Here is an 18820-nt window from a genome sequence, read left to right as displayed (position 1 = left end):
GTCACCATCTTTTATATCATAGAACTTAATTATGGAGAGGATTGGTCGGTTTGAAAAAGAGAATCCCAGCTGTACGTTTTACCCTGGTGCTCATCTTGTCGTTCATTCTTGTCATCGCAACTGCTTGCGCATCCGAGAAGATAGCGACGACGTCCACTCCGGCACCGGCAACGCCTGCAGCTTCTATGGCAGAAGCAACGAAAGCGCCGCCATCTGAACCGCTGAAAAAAGTGAAAATCCAGCTGAAATGGGTGCCTCAAGCGCAATTCGCCGGTATCTTCGCAGCAAAGGAGAAGGGCTTTTACAAAGAGGAAGGGATTGATGTCGAGATTGTGCCGGGAGGACCGGACGTCATTATTGAACAGCAGGTCGTGAATGGCGCAGCGGATATCGGAGTATCCAGCTTTGACAGCTTGCTCGTTAACCGCGATAACGGACTGCCGTTAGTCTCTTTGGCGCAAGTGACACAGAAGAGCTCCTATCGATTGCTGTCCAAGAAAGCGGCTGGGATTGATGCCCCGGCCAAAATGAAAGGCAAGAAAGTCGGCACTTGGATGGGCAGCCAGCAATTCCAGGTGCTAGCCTTCATGGAGAAGAACGGGCTCGATCCGAAGAAGGATATTCAGCTTGTGAAGCAAGGCTTCACGATGGATCAGTTCTTTAACGATCAGTTGGATGTAGCGACGGCCACGATCTATAACGAGTATTACGTTGTCCTTGAAAGCGGAGTGAAAGAGACCGATCTGAATGTGTTTAACTTCGACGATGCCGGTGTTGCCATGCTGGAGGATACGCTCATTGCCAAGAAGGATTGGGTGGATAAGAACCATGATCTGGCCATCAAAGCGGTGCGTGCTACTCTCAAGGGTTGGAAGTACGCGATTGAACACCAGGACGAGGTCGTGGATATGGTGATGAAAAGTGTGACGGCAGGCAGTACGACCAAGCAGCACCAAACAACAATGCTCAAAGAGATGGCGAAGCTGGTTAAACCGGAGGGATTCAAGGATGAGCAGATCGGTTCATTCGTCGATGAGTCGGTGAAAAGAACCGCGGATATCGCTTTGCAGTACGGGTTGATCAAAAAGCCAGCAGATTTGTCGGCTGCTATCGACAAGTCGATTTTGGAAGGTGCAGCGAAGTAAGCGGCGGAAGCGGATCGTGGACCAAAAGTGAGGCTCGCGATCCCGTCTTCCTATCAGCAGGAGAGGGGAGTCTTGCATGAGCACAAATGATGTCGGTGAAAAAGTGAGCAAAGAAGAGCTGCTCGAAAAGGATCGTAAGTATGTATGGCACCACATGTCCCCGCATAACGAAAATCCGATGATTATCGAATCCGGTGAGGGCAGCTGGGTGCAGGATATTGATGGAAACCGTTATCTGGACGGAATGTCAGGTTTATGGTGCGTCAATGTCGGGCACGGCAGGAAAGAAATTGCGGAAGCGGCAGCTGCGCAGATGATGAAAATTGCGTATTCGACACTTGTGCAATCGCATATCCCTGCTATTGAGCTCGCAGCGAAGCTGAACGAGTGGCTGGACGGGGAGTATCGGATCTTTTATTCGAATTCCGGTTCGGATGCGAACGAGGTCGCTTTCAAAATCGCCCGCCAATACCATCACCAGAACGGCAAACCGACGAAACATAAATTCATATCCAGGCATCGGGCGTACCATGGGAATTCAATGGGTGCCCTAGGCGCCACTGGCCAAGCGCAGCGCAAGCTGAAGTACGAGCCGTTAGGCGTAGGGTTCCAGCATGTGCCGCCGCCTTATTGTTATCGTTGTCCTTTCGGGCAAACGAAGGGAGCGTGCAAATTTCAATGCGCTCAGGCGATTGAAGACGCAATCGTATGGGAAGGGCCTGATTCGGTGGCAGGCATCATTCTGGAGCCGACGATTACCGGAGGGGGCATGATTGTTCCGCCGGACGAGTATTTGCCCATGGTTCGCCGCATCTGTGACAAATATGACGTTCTGCTGATTGTCGATGAAGTCATTTGCGGATTCGGCCGATCCGGCGAGAAATTCGGGCATCAGAATTACGGCGTGAAGCCCGATATCGTGACGATGGCCAAAGGGTTAACCAGTGCGTATTCGCCTCTCTCGGCGACGGCCGTTTCGGCTGAGTTGTACGAATCATTCAAAGAAAAGCAAGCGGAAAGTCATTTCCGTCATGTCAACACGTTCGGCGGCAATCCGGTTTCCTGTGCCGTAGCTTTGAAAAATATCGATATTTTGGAAAAGGAAAACCTGATCGAACGTTCATCCCACATCGGGAAAGAAATGATGCGAAGACTGGAATCGCTGCTCGATCATCCCCATGTCGGTGATATTCGCGCATTCGGATCAGCGATTGGCATCGAGCTCGTGGAGGATCAGAAGACGAAAGTTCCGGCCACTGCCGAGCGAGTAATGACAATTATCGCAAGCTGTAAGCAGAGGGGCCTCTTAATAGGCAAGAACGGCGATACCGTGCCCGGCTTCGCTAACATTTTGACGTTAAGCCCGCCTTTTTCAACGTCGGATGACGAGGTTGCATTCATCACAGACACTTTGGTCGAAGTGTTCGCTTTGAACAATGGGAAAGGATGATTCGCGAATGAACCAAACTCCTGTTTTGAAAATTAATGCTTCCCGGCTGCAGCAGCGTATTCATGAGCTCGCACAGATCGGGAAAATCGGGGAAACCGGCGTCTGCCGTTTAGCGCTTTCTAAGGAAGACCGTGCCGGTGTAGATCTGGTAAAATCTTGGATGGAAGAGGCGGGGATGGAAGCCTCGATTGATCCTTTCGCCAATTTAATTGGCGTTAAGCGGGGAAGCGACCCGAATGCTCCGGTTCTCATGCTAGGCTCGCATGTGGATTCACAGCCTTACGGGGGGAGATTCGACGGTGTTATCGGTGTGCTGGGTGCGATTGAAGTCATTCAAACGATGACGGAGGAAGGGTTTGTGCCCGCGTGCAACATTGAGGTTGTCGCTTTCTGCGATGAAGAAGGCTGCCGGTTCAACAAAGGCTTGTTCGGCGTTCGCGGCATGACCGGCAAGCTTGAACCCGATGAGCTGGAGCGAACCGATAAAAATGGAATGACGCGCAGAGAAGCGCTGATCCAGTTTGGCTGCGATCCCGCCGATTTTGAAGGATATTCGTTTCAGGAAGGTCGAATCGGCGCGTTCCTGGAGCTCCACATCGAGCAGGGGCCAGTGCTGGAATCGCTCGATGCGCCCGTCGGTATCGTGAGCGGGATCTCCGGACCGCTATGGCTCACGGTGGAGATGACGGGCTTCGCCGGGCATGCCGGCTCCGTGCCGATGCCAATGCGCCGTGACGCGCTCGTCGGCTGCGCCAAAGTGATCGTGGCGCTGAACGAGCTCGTACAGCAAGTGCCGGGCGCGCCTACAGTCGGCACCGTCGGTTCGCTGACGGTGTTTCCGGACTCGCGTAACATCATTCCCGAGAATGTCTCCTTCACGGTTGATCTGCGCGATATCGATCTGGCCCGCCGCAACGCTTTGGAAGCGGAGCTGCTGAGCGTGATCGATAACGTGGCGAGAGAACACGGTCTCGCCTATACGATTCGCGAGGATACGAATAGCGAACCCCGATACTGCGCGGATTGGATCAAGACGACGATGCGGGAGGAGGCGGAGAAGATAGGTATCGCGCCGCCGGAGCTGATGAGCGGTCCGTTTCACGATTCGCTGACGATGTCCTATGTTTGCGACTACGGCATGATCTTCGTACGCTGCAAGGAAGGCATCAGCCACAATCCCAAGGAATACTCCAGTCCTGAGGATATCGCCCTTGGGACGGAGCTTTTATACCGCACGGCAGTTCAGATATCGACGGAACGATGGAGGATTCAACCATGAGTAAAGTGAAAATCGGTTTGATTCAAGCTGCGAATGATGTTCATGGCGATGAGTCCGTGGAGCTTCATAAACGTAAAGCGATCGAAAAACATATCGCGCTGATTCGCGAAGCGGCGCAGCAGGGCACCCAAATGATTTGCCTGCAGGAAATTTTTTACGGACCCTATTTCTGTGCCGAACAAACGACGAAATGGTACGATGCGGCCGAGGAAATTCCGAACGGCCCGACGACGAAGCAGTTTCAGGAGCTCGCTAAAGAGCTTGGAGTTGTCATCGTGCTTCCCATCTATGAAAGGGAGGGCATCGCCACGTATTACAATACGGCGGCGGTGATCGATGCGGATGGCGCTTATCTCGGCAAATACCGCAAGCACCATATTCCGCATGTCGCTGCAGGCGGCGGATCCTGCGGGTTTTGGGAGAAGTACTATTTTAAACCGGGGAATCTGGGATATCCGGTGTTCGATACGGCTTTTGCAAAAATCGGCGTTTACATTTGTTACGACCGGCATTTCCCGGAAGGCGCGCGGGCTCTTGGCTTGAACGGCGCAGAGATCGTGTTTAATCCATCCGCGACGGTAGCCGGCACATCGGAATATCTGTGGAAGCTCGAGCAGCCGGCGCATGCAGTGGCGAACGGCTACTACGTGGCGGCCATAAATCGCGTTGGCGTCGAAGCGCCTTGGAATATGGGCGAATTTTACGGGCAGTCGTATTTGGCGGATCCGCGTGGTTCCATCGTCGCCATCGGCAGCCGGGATCAAGATGAAGTCGTCATCGGCGAGATGGATAAAGAACTCATCCGCGAGGTTCGCAATGTATGGCAGTTTTATCGCGACCGCAGGCCGGAAACCTACGACCAAATCATCAGCTTATAGCTGAAGTTAAAAAAGCGGGAGGAGAGGTCTACATGAGCACTTCATTTATTTCTTTAAGCGATTTAAAACGAAATTTTGCTGAAGTTAAAGCCGGAATGAAGCACAAAGAAGCGATCGAGGAATCGAATCGCTGTCTGTACTGCTATGATGCTCCGTGTATGCACGCCTGTCCGACGGGAATCGACATTCCCTCTTTTATCAAAAAAATTGCTTCCGGCAATTTGAAAGGCTCGGCGCGTACGATTATGGAGGCGAACCCGGTTGGCGCGACTTGCTCGCGGGTGTGTCCGACTGAGGAGCTATGCGAAGGCGCGTGCGTGCTAAATCTTTCGTCCAAGCCGATTTTGATTGGAGATTTGCAGCGCTATGCGACGGACTGGGCGATCAAGAACGAGCAGGTGCTGTTCAAAGCCGGTGTCAGCAATGGCAAGTCGGTTGCAGTGATCGGCGGCGGTCCTGCAGGTTTGTCGGCAGCGCGGGAGCTCGCGCGGTTCGGGTTTGCTGTGACGGTGTATGAAGCGAAAGAGCAAGCAGGCGGTCTGGATACGTATGGCATCGTCTCGTTCAGGCTCTCGCAGGAGATATCGCTCTGGGAAGTGGAGCAGGTGAAGAAGCTCGGCGTGGAGTTCCGGATGAACACGCGAGTAGGCGAAGATATCACCGCGGAAGAGCTGCTTCAAGACTTCGATGCAATTGTGCTCGCAGTAGGGATGTCCAAAGTGCCGATGCTCGGCATTGAAGGTGAACAGCTGGGAGGCGTATATGACGCGATTGATTTCATAGAAGCGACGAAAGCAACCATTGATACGCAGCTGGTGGGTAAACGTGTAGCGGTCATCGGCGCAGGCAATACGGCGATCGATGCGGCGACATGCTCGGTGCGTCTCGGAGCCGAGAAGGTGCAAATTGTGTACCGCCGTACCCAAGAGGAGATGACGGCTTACGATTTCGAGTTCGATTTCGCTAAGCAGGACGGCGTCGAATTCAGATGGCTGACCGCTCCAAAGCGGATCATCGGCAACGCGAATGGTGAAGTTATCGCGCTTGAATGCATCCGCATGAGATTGGAAGAATCCGAAATCAGCGGCCGGAAACGTCCTGTTCCTGTCGCAGGCTCGGAATTCCTGATCGAAGTGGACGCTGTTGTGAAGGCGATCGGCCAAACGCGTCATACCTCGATCATTGAGCAATTCGGCTTAACGCATTCGCGTGGCACCGTGACGGTCGACACACAGACGGGAGAAACGTCGAATCCGAAAGTGTTTGCGGCCGGCGATGTCATTTTCGGCGACGGTCAAGGCGAGGCGATGGTCGTCTCGGCGGCACAACAAGGTAAACAGGCGGCATATGCCATCTACAACAAGCTAGTGAGTAAAAAAATCGAAACTGCCTGATCATCATCAACATGTAACAGGAGTGGCCGTACAACATCCGCTTAATTGAACTGGAGGGATTCAAGATGGCAGATCTACGCATCAATTTGGCAGGCATATCATCACCTAATCCGTTCTGGTTAGCATCCGCACCGCCGACGAATACAGGTTATCAAGTACAGCGTGCGTTCGAAGCCGGTTGGGGAGGCGCAGTTTGGAAAACGTTAGGGGATCCGATTATTAATACGTCATCGCGCTTTGCGGCTGTTCACTTCAATGGGCAGCGCGTTGCAGGCTTTAACAATATTGAGCTTATTACCGATCGGCCGCTTGAGGTGAATTTAAAAGAAATCTATGAGACGAAAAAGCGATTCCCGAACCATGCTGTCGTGGCTTCGCTCATGGTAGAACCGAAGCAGGAGAAGTGGCACGAAATCGTCAAAAAAGTCGAAGCCATCGGCGTAGACGGCCTGGAGCTCAACTTTGGCTGTCCGCACGGGATGGCCGAGCGCGGCATGGGTTCGGCTTCAGGGCAGCAGCCGGATCTGGTCGAAGCTCAGACCATGTGGGTGAAAGAGGTCGCGACGACCCCTGTCATCGTCAAACTGACGCCTAACATTACGGATATTACCGCAACGGCGAAAGCGGCGGTTCGAGGCGGTGCCGATGCGATTTCGCTCATTAACACGATCAACTCGCTCGCCGGCGTTGACCTGGATTCCTGGAACACGATTCCTCATGTTGGCGGCAAAGGCGCACACGGCGGGTATTGCGGACCTGCGGTCAAACCTATTGCGCTGAACATGGTTGCGGAATGCGCCAGGAATGCTGCGGTCGGCGTACCGATCTCCGGTATCGGCGGTATCTCGAATTGGCGAGATGCCGTTGAGTTCATGTTAATGGGGGCAACAGGCGTGCAGGTGTGTACGGCGGCAATGCATCATGGCTTCCGCATTGTCGAGGACATGATCGACGGTCTCAACAACTATTTGGATGAAAAAGGTCTGGCCAGCGTCACCGAGCTCATCGGTAAATCCGTTACCCGCTATTCCGACTGGGGGAATTTGGATCTGAACTATGCGGTCGTGGCCCGCATTGACACTGCGACCTGCATTAACTGCAATAAGTGCCATATCGCTTGCGAGGATACATCTCATCAATGTATCGACATGCTGACGGGAGAGGACGGCAAGTCCTACTTGCAAGTCCGGGAAGAAGACTGTGTGGGCTGTAACTTGTGCTCCATCGTTTGTCCGGTGGACGGTGCGATTTCGATGATTGAGGTACCTTCTACAGAAGCGCCGATGACCTGGAACGAAAGGCAGGCAGCGCTAGCCAAACTGTCATCCGATAAGGATACCACGAAGAAGGAGGCTGTATAATCGATGGCCAAACTCATTAAGCATGGAACGATCGTGACGGCTGCGGATCAGTATCAAGCGGACGTGCTCATCGAAGACAAGATCATCACGCAAATCGGTCTAAACCTGGAAGCGGAAGGGGCGGAGATCATCGACGCTTCGGGGCATTATGTTTTCCCGGGGGGCATTGATCCGCACACGCATCTGGATATGCCCTTCGGCGGTACGGTGACGGCTGACGATTTTGAGACGGGTACCAAAGCGGCTGCTTTCGGCGGCACGACGACGATCATCGATTTTTGCCTGACCAATAAAGGGGTTCCCCTAAGCCAATCCGTACAAACCTGGCATGAGAAGGCTGCGGGCAAGGCGGTTATTGATTATGGCTTCCATCTGATGATTGGCGAGATAACCGACGAAGTTTTGGCCGAGCTGCCGAAAATGATTCTGGACGAAGGCATTACCTCGCTTAAAGTTTTCATGGCCTATAAAAATGTGTTCCAAGCTGACGACGGAACCTTATTCCGTACGCTGCTTGAAGCGAAAGAGCATGGAGCACTGGTCATGGTGCATGCGGAAAATGGCGATGTGATCGATTATTTGATCAAAAAGGCGCTCGACGAAGGCAATACCGAGCCGATTTACCACGCGTTAACGCGTCCGTCGGTTATTGAAGGAGAAGCGACTGGCCGGGCAGCCAAGCTTACGGCGCTGGCAAACTCCCAGCTTTATGTCGTTCACGTTACTTGTCAAGAAGCTGTAGAGCAAATTACTGAAGCGCGGAATAAGGGAGTTGATGTGTGGGGCGAAACGTGCCCGCAATATTTGCTGTTGGATCAATCGTACCTGGAAAAGCCGGATTTTGAAGGGGCCAAATACGTATGGTCGCCGCCGCTGCGAGAGACCTACCATCAGGAAGCGCTGTGGAACGCATTGAAAAACGGGCAGCTGCAGACGCTCGGCTCCGACCATTGTTCGTTTAATTTTAAAGGGCAAAAAGACCTGGGTCTCGGCGACTTCAGCAAAATTCCGAACGGCGGCCCGGTCATCGAGGATCGCTTCTCGATCCTGTACTCCGAAGGCGTGGCCAAAGGCCGCATTACGATCAATCAGTTCGTGGATATTGTTTCTACGCGGATCGCGAAGCTTTTTGGGCTGTTCCCCAGAAAAGGGACCATTGCGGTAGGCTGCGACGCGGATATCGTCATTTTCAATCCGAATGTATCGAGAACGATTTCAGCGGAAACGCATCATATGAACGTTGACTATAATCCTTTTGAGGGCATTACGATTACAGGAGAGCCCGTAACCGTGCTATCCCGTGGCGAGTATGTGATTAAAAATAAACAGTTCGCAGGTACGCCGGGCGCCGGTCAATTCGTGAAGCGGGGGACCTATAATCCGGCATCGCTTGGGGTGACGACGAAGAAAGAAGCCGTTCAGTTGTAACGCTGTAAGAATGAAGGGAGGGGCTGCCAAATGTCCGATCACGAGCAATTTATGCACGAGAAAAAGAAGCTGGATGACTTCGTGTCCCAAAAGTTTAAGATCGTCGGTGTAAAAGAAGACTTGAACGGGGCCTGGCTCGATCTGGAGCACCCCGGCGGTGAAACTGCGAGTCTGCATCTGGAGACGGCCAATGCCCGGAAATATTTTGCCGCCTTGCTCATCCGACAGGAAAATACATTAGCTTAATGTATGGCTCCGTTCATATATTCGTACCCGTGCAGCGCGAGCTCGATCGCAATCCGTTTAGACGGATCCATGTAATCGTCGCCAAGCAGGGCGGCTATTTTATCCAGCCGGTGATAAAGCGTTTGTCTGACGATGAACAGCTCTTTGGCCGTATCCTGCTTGGAGCCGCACAGTGCTAAGTACACTTTCAGCGTCTTGAGCAGGTGGGAGCTCTTTTCACGGTCATAGCTGACGACAGGTCCAATATATTCATCGATAAACGATTGCAGCAAGCCAGTTTTCTTCAAGTTAATGATAACTTTGTATACATGCAGCTCATGATAAAACGGCTCAGCAAGTGCGCCAGTGTCTTTCTGAATGAGGATCGTTTCTTTAGCCGTTTCATAGCTGTCTTTGGCGAGGGTTGGATCGCTCAATTCTTTACCTACTCCGTATAGCGATGAAAATAACGGAAATTCTTGATGAATCTCCGTCTTCTGCAATCTGCGGACGGCTCTGAGGATACGCTCTTTGGCTGAAGCCGCCGGCAGCTGATCGAGCAGGATGAATACGATTTGTTCCTGTCTCATCGTCGGCAGCAAATAAAAGCCTTCACCTTCGAAAATCGCGCGTGCGACCATGTTTTTCTGAATGAGATTGGCTTCCCAATCTTTATATTGCTCAGCATGCGCTTGAGCGTCAAACACGCATACGATAAGACGGTTCAGCTTGGCAGTTGGCTTCATTGAGTATATGTAGTCGCGAATTTCCTGAAGCGAATGCTTGCCGTTCAGCCAGTCGATGACCCATAAATCCTCTTTGTAGCGTCGCTTTTCCTCGATATATTTCGTACGCATCATTTCTTGCGCGATGGCAGTCGCAAACCGGTCCAAGGCCAGAACCTGGAATTCGCTGAGCTCTTGGTCGGCATGAATTAACAGGTCGGCAAACAAATGTTCGAGGGCAAGGATAGGGCGATGAGCCAGCGTGCTTTTGACTTCCGGATTGTCAAACATTTCGCCATAAATCCACTTTTCATAAAAGGTATCCGCTTTATGCTTCGGCAGAGGAGGTACGAATTGTGCCTCAGCCCCGAGCGGGAAAAAAGCGACTTGCGCCTGCGTCGTTTGATGCAGCAGTTTCAGAAGCGGCAGCAGTCCTTTGCCGGATAGAAGAAGCTGATTTAAGTGGGTGGAGAGGGATTCCAGCTCGGAAACCATTTTGTGGTGCTGATGAATGAAATAGGCGTGCAAGTCCTGTGTAATATCGATATAGCGCACTTCTTCGTGGAAGAAGATAAGCGGAAAGTTCGCACGCAGGGCGAGCTCTCTCATTCGGTCCATCGGTTTCTTCATATAGGTGCCCAGCTCGATACAAAGTCCGGAAGCGCCGCAATCGATTAGCTGCTGCAGAAAAGAGATGCTGATCTCCTCATCGTCGTGCCATCCGATCCCCGTAGAAAGAATCAGTTCGTTGCCGTTCAGCAAATGGCCGACTTGGGTAACTTCCATGATGTGCACCCATCGGACTGTGCGGTTCAGTGCCGCAACGCTAGCGACGGCTTCCGCCTTTTGAAACAGGGGTCTTTGCAAAATATCTTTGACCGTTAACTGGAGTAATGTCGTGACCATGGATGCACCGCCCCGTAATGTTAGATAAATTAACATGAATCTGCGATTGAAACAATTTTACCCATTATACAATGTGTCCAATGCGTTGTGGGAAAAAAATTCTTTTCACCGGGAGATGATTACATATGAGTTTAGAAGCTGCTTCCCTGCAAGGAACTGTGAGATTGCATAATCTGATCAATGGACGATGGGTAGACTCAACCAGTACTCAAGAAGAAAACGTGATGAATCCCGCAACAGGCGCGGTGATCGCCAGAGTGCCGCTTTCTTCGGGACAGGAAGTGGAGGCAGCCGTGAAAGCTGCGCAAGCTGCTTTTGAATCATGGAGCAAGACGCCGGTTCCGAAAAGGGCAAGAGTGCTGTTCCGTTATTGGCAGCTGCTGCAGGAGCACGAGCAAGAGATTGCCGAGCTGATCACGAAGGAGAACGGCAAAAGCTACAAAGAGGCGCTCGGCGAGGTGCTCCGAGGAATCGAGTGCGTGGAATTCGCGGCGGGTGCGCCTACGCATCTGATGGGATCGACGCTTGCGAATATCGCCACCGACATCGATTCCGAGCTGTTCCGGGTACCGCTTGGCGTCGTCGGCGGGATCACCCCCTTCAACTTCCCGATGATGGTCCCTTGCTGGATGTTCCCGTTAGCGATTGCATGCGGCAATACGTTCGTCTTGAAGCCCTCGGAGCGAACGCCGCTCACTGCGGTGAAGCTGGTTTCCTTGTTTCAGGAAGCGGGTCTGCCGGATGGTGTGTTGAATCTGGTGCATGGCGCACACGATGTTGTGAATGCGCTAACAACGATACCCGCTGTAAAAGCCGTCTCCTTTGTCGGCTCGCAGCCAATAGCAAAGTACGTGTATGAGAAGGCATCGGCAGCCGGCAAACGCGTTCAAGCGCTTGCAGGGGCGAAAAACTATCACATCGTCATGCCGGATGCTCATCCGGAGAAAACCGTCGAGAACATCATCATGTCCTCATTCGGAAGTGCAGGGGAACGGTGTATGGCATGTTCCGCGGTTGTTGTTGTAGGAGAAAGCGATGCATTTATGAAAACGCTGCGCGAAGCAGCGGAGAATATGGTCGTTGGCTCCGGCATGAACGAAGACGTCACATTGACGCCCGTGATTCGCAAAGTACAACGTGCACGCATTGAGTCTTTTATCGATAAAGGCGTTGCAGAAGGGGCGCAGCTGCTGCTTGATGGAAGAACGTCGAAAGCGTGCAAGCAAGACGGTTACTTCCTTGGCGCTACGGTGTTCGATCATGTGAAACCGGAGATGACGATCGCGAAAGAGGAGATCTTTGGGCCTGTGCTGTCGGTGCTGCGCGCAAGTGATTTAAATGAAGCATTGAAGATCGTCAATCAATCCCGCTTCGGCAACTCCGCTGTGATCTATACGGAAAATGCCAAAGCGGTCCGTCAATTCCGCGAAGAAGCGGAAGCCGGTATGCTAGGCGTCAATGTAGGGGTTCCAGCGCCGATGGCATTCTTCCCTTTCTCTGGCTGGAAAGATTCGTTTTACGGCGATCTTCATGCTAACGGCAAGGACGGCGTCGAATTTTATACGAAGAAAAAGATGATAACCTCACGCTATTTTTAAAAGGATAGAAGACTTAGAGCCGCAAGCGATTGCGGCTTTTTGTGTTTGAACAAACGAAAGTTCGAGAGAGGGTTGACCCAGGTACCGGGCACACATTTCTTGGAGTTGCAGATTTCGGTATTTAGCCGATATTTGTGTATGAAAAGGGGATTTGGACTATTGTTCGCTAATAAAGAATCGTTGGACGTATGAAGTGAGCAGTTTATCAACGAATGAGGGTGCAGAGAACAAAGGACTCTAAGTAATGAATAAAAGTCTTTAAATAAAGACGTTTGTTCGGTCGAGATGTTATTTCGGCTTTTTTCCATATATTAGCGTCAAAGAGTATCCTGAATAACGAACAAATTTCTTTGTTCCTCGCTATAAGAGCAGCTGATTGCGGATCCGAGGTGTAGACTTGGTATTTTTTCGTTGAGCAGAAATTGCGAATCGTTCATTGTCGGAGTCACATGAATCTAGTATGATTGGATTTACGGACTGGAAAAAGGTGTCAAAGTTACTCGCATTTATTATGAACTTCATGATTAATAAAACAGGAGGACCCCCCATACATGAAGCGAAGTAAAAATAACAACTCGCTCAGACAATATTACGAAATGCTTCATCGCTACTTACTGCCGCAACGAGGTACACTCATCGGTTTAGCTATTCTGTTGTTCACGTCAATCGGTATGCAGCTCATTAATCCGCAAATTATTCGCTTCTTTATTGATACGGCTCAATCACAAGGAACTATGGAACCGCTTATTATCGCGGCCGGATTATTTATCGGATTTTCATTGATTCAGCAGCTTGTATCGGTGATCGCAACCTATTTTAGTGAAAATATCGGTTGGAAAACGACGAATACGCTGCGTGTCGATCTGGCGGCACATTGCTTGTCACTGGACATGTCGTTCCATAAATCACATACATCCGGATCATTGATCGAGCGTGTGGATGGGGATGTGAACGCACTGGCGAATTTCTTCTCCAGCATGATCATCCACCTCGTCGGCAACCTGCTTTTGATGATTGGCATTATCGTATTGCTTTTCCGGGAAAACTGGCTAATCGGCGCGGGAATGACTTTATTTGTGCTTTTTGCCGTCTATGCGATTCAATGGATTCGTAAATTCGCCGTTCCGGTCTGGACGGGATGGCGTCAAGCGAATGCGGAGTTCTACGGCTTTATCGGCGAGCATTTGGAAGGAACGGAAGACATACGCGCCAATGGTGCGGTTGGCTTCGTGATGAACCGTTTTTATACGATGCTTCGGCGGATGCTGCCGCTCCGCGTGAAAGCGTTCCTAGGCTTCTGCGCAATGTGGAATACATCGATTCTCGTATTCGCGTTCGGGAATGCGCTGGCTTTTGCCATCAGTGCTTATCTCTGGCGAACGGCCAATATTACTCTCGGTACGGTGTATCTCATCTTCTTTTATACGGAGCTGCTCGCCAAGCCAATTGAGAAGATACGCACACAGATGGAAGACTTGCAAAAAGCAGACGCCAGCATTTCGCGGATTCGTGAGCTGTTCGCCACAAAGTCAGCAATCGTTGACGGGCCCGGAGAGCGGCTGCCGGATGGCCCGCTTGGCGTCCAATTCCGCGACGTGACGTTCAGCTATGACGGGGATCAACCTACGATCAAGTCGCTTAGTCTCGAGCTGAAGCCGGGAGACGTGCTGGGCCTGCTAGGTCGCACGGGAAGCGGCAAATCGACGATGGCGCGGCTGCTGCTGCGCTTCTACGATCCGCAAAGCGGATCGATTGCGCTGGGCGGCACGGATATTCGGAGCTGCAAGCTGGCGGATCTGCGCAAACGCGTTGCCATGGTGACACAAAACATCGAAATCATGCAGGGTACGGTCCGTGATAACTTAACCTTCTATGATGATTCGATTCCTGACGAACGGATTATCGAGGTTCTGGAAGACCTCGGACTAAGGGCGTGGTATGAGTCGCTGCCTGAGGGACTCGATACGTTGCTTGCTTCCGGGGGCGGCAGCCTTTCAGCGGGCGAGGCGCAGCTGCTGGCATTCGCCCGCGTATTTTTGACTGACCCTGGACTGGTCATCATGGACGAAGCCTCATCAAGATTGGACCCCCTGACCGAACTACGCATGGAGAAAGCCGTATCCAAGCTGTTAGAGGCACGCTCCTGTATTATGATCGCCCATCGGCTAAGCACCGTACAGCGTGCCGACCACATTCTTATCTTAGACGACGGCAAAATCATGGAATCGGGCAAAAGAGAGCAATTGGCCGCCGATCCGACATCTCGATTCAGCCAATTGCTGGCTACAGGGCTTGAGGAGGTGCTCGCTTGAATACATATCAATATTTGTTGCGGCTAATTACGTATAGGCCATTCCTATATTTCATTAATGCGCTTGCCTGGACGGTCATTTACCTGGCACCGATTGTGCCGGGGCTTGTGACGAAGGAGTTTTTCGACTCCCTGACAGGGAATTCCAAGCTTGGTTATAGCGTATGGGGCATTATTGCGCTGCTTATGGCTGCAACGCTGGGACGAATTATGCTCATCGTAGTCGGCTTCATCACGGATGTTAATTTTCGCTTCCGGATGGGGATGCTGCTCAGACGGAATTTGCTGGAGCATGTCTTGAAGCAGCCGGGTGCACGGGCGATTCCCGTGTCTCCGGGCGAAGCGATCAGTCATTTCCGGGACGATGTCGATCAGTCCGAAGAAGCGGCGAGTTGGTCGGTCGATGTGTTCGGGATGACGTGCTTCGCTGCGGTATCCTGTTATATTCTCATCCGCATCGACGCACAGATGACGCTGCTCGTGTTTCTGCCGCTTGTTATAGTCATCTCAGTTGCACAACTGGCTACGGCAAGATTGCAAAAATACCGCGCAGCGAGCCGGGAATCGACCGCTAAAGTGACTGGCGAAATTAGCGAAATGTTCGGCAATGTGCAGGCGATCCAGGTTGCGGGAGCTGAAAAACGCGTCATCGATCGCTTTAGACGGTTAGGCGATACCCGCAGGAAAGCGATGCTGAAGGACCGCCTGATGACCGAGCTGCTCGATTCGATTTTCTCCAATTCCGTCAATCTGGGGACAGGGCTTATCCTGCTTCTAGCCGGACAGAAAATGAGGGCAGGAACGTTTACGGTCGGCGATTTCGCGTTGTTCGTTTATTATTTGACGTTTGTTACACAATTTATCTCGAACGTCGGCAAATTTATTACATACTTCAAACAAATGAGCGTCGCCTTGGAACGGTTGACCTTCCTTCTGCAGGGCGCATCGGCTAAAATTCTAACGATGGTCAAATCCCTGCATCTGGACAAAAAGCAGAAGCTGCCCACGGAAAGCGGGGCGGGAGAGACGGATGATATTGCAGCCGTATCGGCGATCCCTCAAGCCGCACCCCGCGACAACTCCTTGCAGCATTTGGACGTGCAAGGGCTGTCCTATACCTACCCGGATACGGGCAGGGGCATATCCGGCGTGCAGTTGAGTCTCACGCGAGGTTCGTTCACCGTCATCACCGGAACGATCGGTTCCGGGAAGACGACGCTCGTCCGAACCTTGCTGGGCCTGCTGCCGAAGGATGAGGGCACGATTGACTGGAACGGCAATCCGGTCGAAGACGCCGGCACGTTCTTCACGCCGCCGCGGAGCGCATACACCGCGCAGGTGCCGCGGCTGTACAGCGATACGCTGCGCAACAATATTTTGCTCGGGCAAGCGGAGCAAGGCGATAGCTTGCAGCATGCGCTTTACGCAGCCGTCATGGAATATGACGTCGCGCAGTTGCCCGGCGGGCTCGATACGGTGATCGGCCCGCGCGGGGTAAAGCTGTCCGGCGGCCAGGCGCAGCGGACGGCGGCTGCCCGCATGCTCGTGCGCGACGCCGAGCTGTATGTGTTCGACGACCTGTCGAGCGCGCTTGACGTCGAGACGGAGCAGAAGCTCTGGGAGCGGATGTTCGAGCGCCGCGGCGATGCCACATGCCTGGTCGTCTCGCACCGGAAGACCGCGCTGGCGCGGGCTGACCACATCATCGTGATGAAGGATGGCCGCATCGAAGCGGAAGGTACATCTTCAGATCTTCTCCAGCGAAGCTCTACTTTTCAGGAACTATGGTACGGTGACGATCATGCAACGAAGGAGATGGAATTGAATGAACCATTTAGATCCAAATAACATTTTGTTAATTACGGATATACCCGGCTATACCCCGCAAATCAGTCGATTGATGTCCATGATGAATTACGCCAGATATTCGACCCTCCGTGCTGTGGAGGGTCTCACCACGGAGCAACTTGACTATAAGCTTGACGAGACCAGTAATTCGATTGGCGCTTTATTGTTGCATTTTGCCGCTGTCGAAGTGGCTTACCAGTTGGAAACCTTTGAGCATCGCGACCTGAACGAAGAGGAGATGAAAATTTGGGGAGCTGCACTGGACTTGGGTGAGCAAGGATGCACGATAAAAGGGAATCCGCTGGAATATTACGTGAACATCTTAAATGAGGTTCGGACCAAAACTTATGAGGTTTTCAAAACCAAAACCGATGAATGGCTGTATGAGGAGTATCCTTTTTGGCAGGAAAGGCCGGCTAACCACTATTTCATGTGGTATCATGTGTTTGAAGACGAAATTAACCATAGAGGCCAAATTCGTTGGATGAAGAAACGACTTCCAATGTAAGGGGGGATGACGATGACGAACAGCCTGATCGTTGTCTTTATCCTGACGATGATTATTCATACGGCCGAGACGTTGTCTTATTCCGTTCGCTTCGCCGGTGTGAAGTTGAACAAAATCGCGGTCGCACTTTCGTTAACCGGTATTATCGTGCTCGTTTCGCGGACCGCGAATTTGATTCAAGCTCCGCTAACCGCCAAGTTCGTCGATTATGCAAAAATCGATGCTGCCTTTGACTTGGAGCGTTATTTGCGCATTATTTTATTCGCTTCATCGATTGGAACGATCATTGCGATTGCCTTATTTCCTTCATTTATTAACATCAGCGCCAGAATTATAGCCAAATTGGAGGTCGCCGGTTCCATCCCCAAACTCATTACAAGCGTGACCATCGATCAAATCAAGAACACGAAAAATTATTTGAAGAGGCCCACGATCCGGCTTAGCCATTTCCGGTATCTTGGCATTCCCAAGAGGTTTCTCGTGCTTAACATTGTCGTCACAGCGTTTTACTCCGTTGGCGTGCTTTCTTCGTTATATGCAGCGCATTTATTGCCGCAGTATAGCACGACTGCTTCACAAGCATCCGGGATCATTAACGGGATCGCGACTATTTTGCTCACCATCTTCATTGACCCGCAGTTAGGTCTTATCACAGACAAAGCTCTGCGCAACGAAGAGCATAAGCTTCAGCTTGGTAAAATCTATGCGCTGCTTATGACATCGCGCTTCTTAGGGACGATGCTTGCTCAGCTCGTCTTGATCCCGGCGGCTCATTTTATCGGTTTGATCGTGCAATGGATCGTCTAACTCTGTTATAATAGCTAGTATCTTGCAGTTCAGCTAGAGAGAAACGGAGTCTCTGAAATGAAAAAGTTCAAAAAATTTTATATCGAAATTACGAGTATTTGCAATCTGGCCTGCACTTTTTGTCCACAGACCCAGCGTGCCAAAGGATTCATTGAAATCGACAAGTTTAGAAATATATTGGATCAAATCAAACCGCATACCGATCACATTTACCTCCATGTTAAAGGAGAGCCGCTGCTTCATCCGAAGATAGACGAGCTTCTCGATATTAGCCATGAAAAGGGTTTTAAGGTCAACATTACGACAAACGGCACGTTGATTAATAAAAATAGACACAAGCTTTTGGGCAAACCGGCTTTGAGGCAGATGAATTTTTCCTTGCATAGCTTTGACGGGCATGAGGGCTCACAGGATAAAGAAGGCTATGTGATGAGTATTCTAAGGTTCGCAAAGGAAATCGTAGCCGCTTCAGGCGTCATCATTTCCTATCGCCTATGGAATCTGGATACGGACAATCAGACGAATCTGGAGCGGCAGCGGAACCGCGAAGTGCTCGAGATGATTGAACGGGAATATGAACTCGATTATAAAATCGATGAAAAATTCATCCGCGGCACCGGGGTGAAACTGGCCGATCGCGTCTATTTGAACCAAGACCATGAATTCCAATGGCCGGATTTAAAGGCGGAGGAAATCGAAGGACCGGGCTTTTGCCACGCGCTGCGCAACCAGGCAGGCATTCTCGTGGATGGCACCGTCATACCATGCTGTCTGGATGGGGAAGGGGTCATTGATCTCGGCAATATCAACGATACGCCGTTCTCGGAAATCGTCGAGGGTGAACGGGCTAACCGATTGTTTGAAGGCTTTTCCAGACGAGAAGTAGTTGAAGAGTTGTGCCGGAAGTGCGGTTACCGGGAACGATTTAGTATGTAAAAGGAAAAGCTTAGATCAAGC

General features: G+C 51.5%; 15 protein-coding genes. 14 read left to right on the top strand and 1 reads right to left on the bottom strand.

Annotation, left to right across the window (positions count from 1 at the left end; translation table 11 throughout):
• Window positions 1-50: 50 nt before the first annotated feature.
• The 8 genes from ICC18_RS08985 (at window position 51) to ICC18_RS08950 (ending at window position 9181) form a co-directional block, all read left to right on the top strand.
• Window positions 51-1145, top strand: coding sequence for an ABC transporter substrate-binding protein (locus ICC18_RS08985; RefSeq protein ID WP_223192456.1), 1095 nt, complete (start codon window positions 51-53; stop codon window positions 1143-1145).
• A gap of 76 nt (window positions 1146-1221) precedes the next feature.
• Window positions 1222-2595, top strand: coding sequence for an aspartate aminotransferase family protein (locus ICC18_RS08980; protein WP_188174069.1), 1374 nt, complete (start codon window positions 1222-1224; stop codon window positions 2593-2595).
• A 7-nt stretch (window positions 2596-2602) separates the two neighbouring features.
• Entirely contained in the window at window positions 2603-3874 is a 1272-nt protein-coding gene (locus ICC18_RS08975) for a M20 family metallo-hydrolase (protein ID WP_188174068.1), read from the top strand.
• Window positions 3871-4752, top strand: coding sequence for a nitrilase-related carbon-nitrogen hydrolase (locus ICC18_RS08970; RefSeq protein WP_188174067.1), 882 nt, complete (start codon window positions 3871-3873; stop codon window positions 4750-4752). Before ICC18_RS08975 ends, ICC18_RS08970 begins: the two co-directional genes overlap by 4 nt.
• 32 nt (window positions 4753-4784) lie before the next feature.
• Window positions 4785-6146, top strand: coding sequence for an NAD(P)-dependent oxidoreductase (locus ICC18_RS08965; RefSeq protein ID WP_188174066.1), 1362 nt, complete (start codon window positions 4785-4787; stop codon window positions 6144-6146).
• A gap of 65 nt (window positions 6147-6211) precedes the next feature.
• The gene (gene preA, locus ICC18_RS08960; RefSeq protein WP_188174065.1) at window positions 6212-7507 is read left to right on the top strand and encodes an NAD-dependent dihydropyrimidine dehydrogenase subunit PreA; all 1296 of its coding nucleotides are present in this window, start codon (window positions 6212-6214) and stop codon (window positions 7505-7507) included.
• A gap of 3 nt (window positions 7508-7510) precedes the next feature.
• Window positions 7511-8935 carry a dihydropyrimidinase gene (hydA, locus tag ICC18_RS08955; protein WP_188174064.1) on the top strand — a complete coding sequence of 475 codons (1425 nt, stop codon included), beginning with the start codon at window positions 7511-7513 and terminating at the stop codon, window positions 8933-8935.
• Window positions 8936-8965: 30 nt separating this feature from the next.
• Window positions 8966-9181 carry a hypothetical protein gene (locus ICC18_RS08950; RefSeq protein ID WP_188174063.1) on the top strand — a complete coding sequence of 72 codons (216 nt, stop codon included), beginning with the start codon at window positions 8966-8968 and terminating at the stop codon, window positions 9179-9181.
• Here the strand turns inward: ICC18_RS08950 and ICC18_RS08945 are convergent.
• Window positions 9178-10791 carry a PucR family transcriptional regulator gene (locus tag ICC18_RS08945; RefSeq protein WP_188174062.1) on the bottom strand — a complete coding sequence of 538 codons (1614 nt, stop codon included), beginning with the start codon at window positions 10789-10791 and terminating at the stop codon, window positions 9178-9180. The genes ICC18_RS08950 and ICC18_RS08945 overlap by 4 nt on opposite strands.
• 125 nt (window positions 10792-10916) lie before the next feature.
• Between ICC18_RS08945 and ICC18_RS08940 the strand changes: the two genes are divergently transcribed.
• The 6 genes from ICC18_RS08940 (at window position 10917) to ICC18_RS08915 (ending at window position 18799) form a co-directional block, all read left to right on the top strand.
• Entirely contained in the window at window positions 10917-12389 is a 1473-nt protein-coding gene (locus ICC18_RS08940; protein ID WP_188174061.1) for a CoA-acylating methylmalonate-semialdehyde dehydrogenase, read from the top strand.
• A 551-nt stretch (window positions 12390-12940) separates the two neighbouring features.
• Complete coding sequence (locus tag ICC18_RS08935; RefSeq protein WP_223192455.1) at window positions 12941-14701, top strand: ABC transporter ATP-binding protein; 1761 nt, start codon at window positions 12941-12943, stop codon at window positions 14699-14701.
• A complete protein-coding gene (locus tag ICC18_RS08930; protein ID WP_188174060.1) occupies window positions 14698-16548 on the top strand; it encodes an ABC transporter ATP-binding protein in 1851 nt (616 codons plus the stop codon). Before ICC18_RS08935 ends, ICC18_RS08930 begins: the two co-directional genes overlap by 4 nt.
• Entirely contained in the window at window positions 16526-17056 is a 531-nt protein-coding gene (locus tag ICC18_RS08925; RefSeq protein ID WP_188174059.1) for a DinB family protein, read from the top strand. The genes ICC18_RS08930 and ICC18_RS08925 overlap by 23 nt, the downstream gene beginning before the upstream one ends.
• Window positions 17057-17068: 12 nt before the next feature.
• Window positions 17069-17863, top strand: coding sequence for a lipid II flippase Amj family protein (locus ICC18_RS08920; protein ID WP_188174058.1), 795 nt, complete (start codon window positions 17069-17071; stop codon window positions 17861-17863).
• A gap of 57 nt (window positions 17864-17920) precedes the next feature.
• A complete protein-coding gene (locus ICC18_RS08915; RefSeq protein ID WP_188174057.1) occupies window positions 17921-18799 on the top strand; it encodes a radical SAM/SPASM domain-containing protein in 879 nt (292 codons plus the stop codon).
• Window positions 18800-18820: the final 21 nt, after the last annotated feature.

It is taken from the genome of Paenibacillus sedimenti (assembly GCF_014534655.1).
GTDB classification, from domain to species: Bacteria; Bacillota; Bacilli; order Paenibacillales; family NBRC-103111; genus Paenibacillus_E; species Paenibacillus_E sedimenti.
Note: the sequence above shows the minus strand (reverse complement) of the source record. Positions and strands in the feature narration are given on the sequence as shown.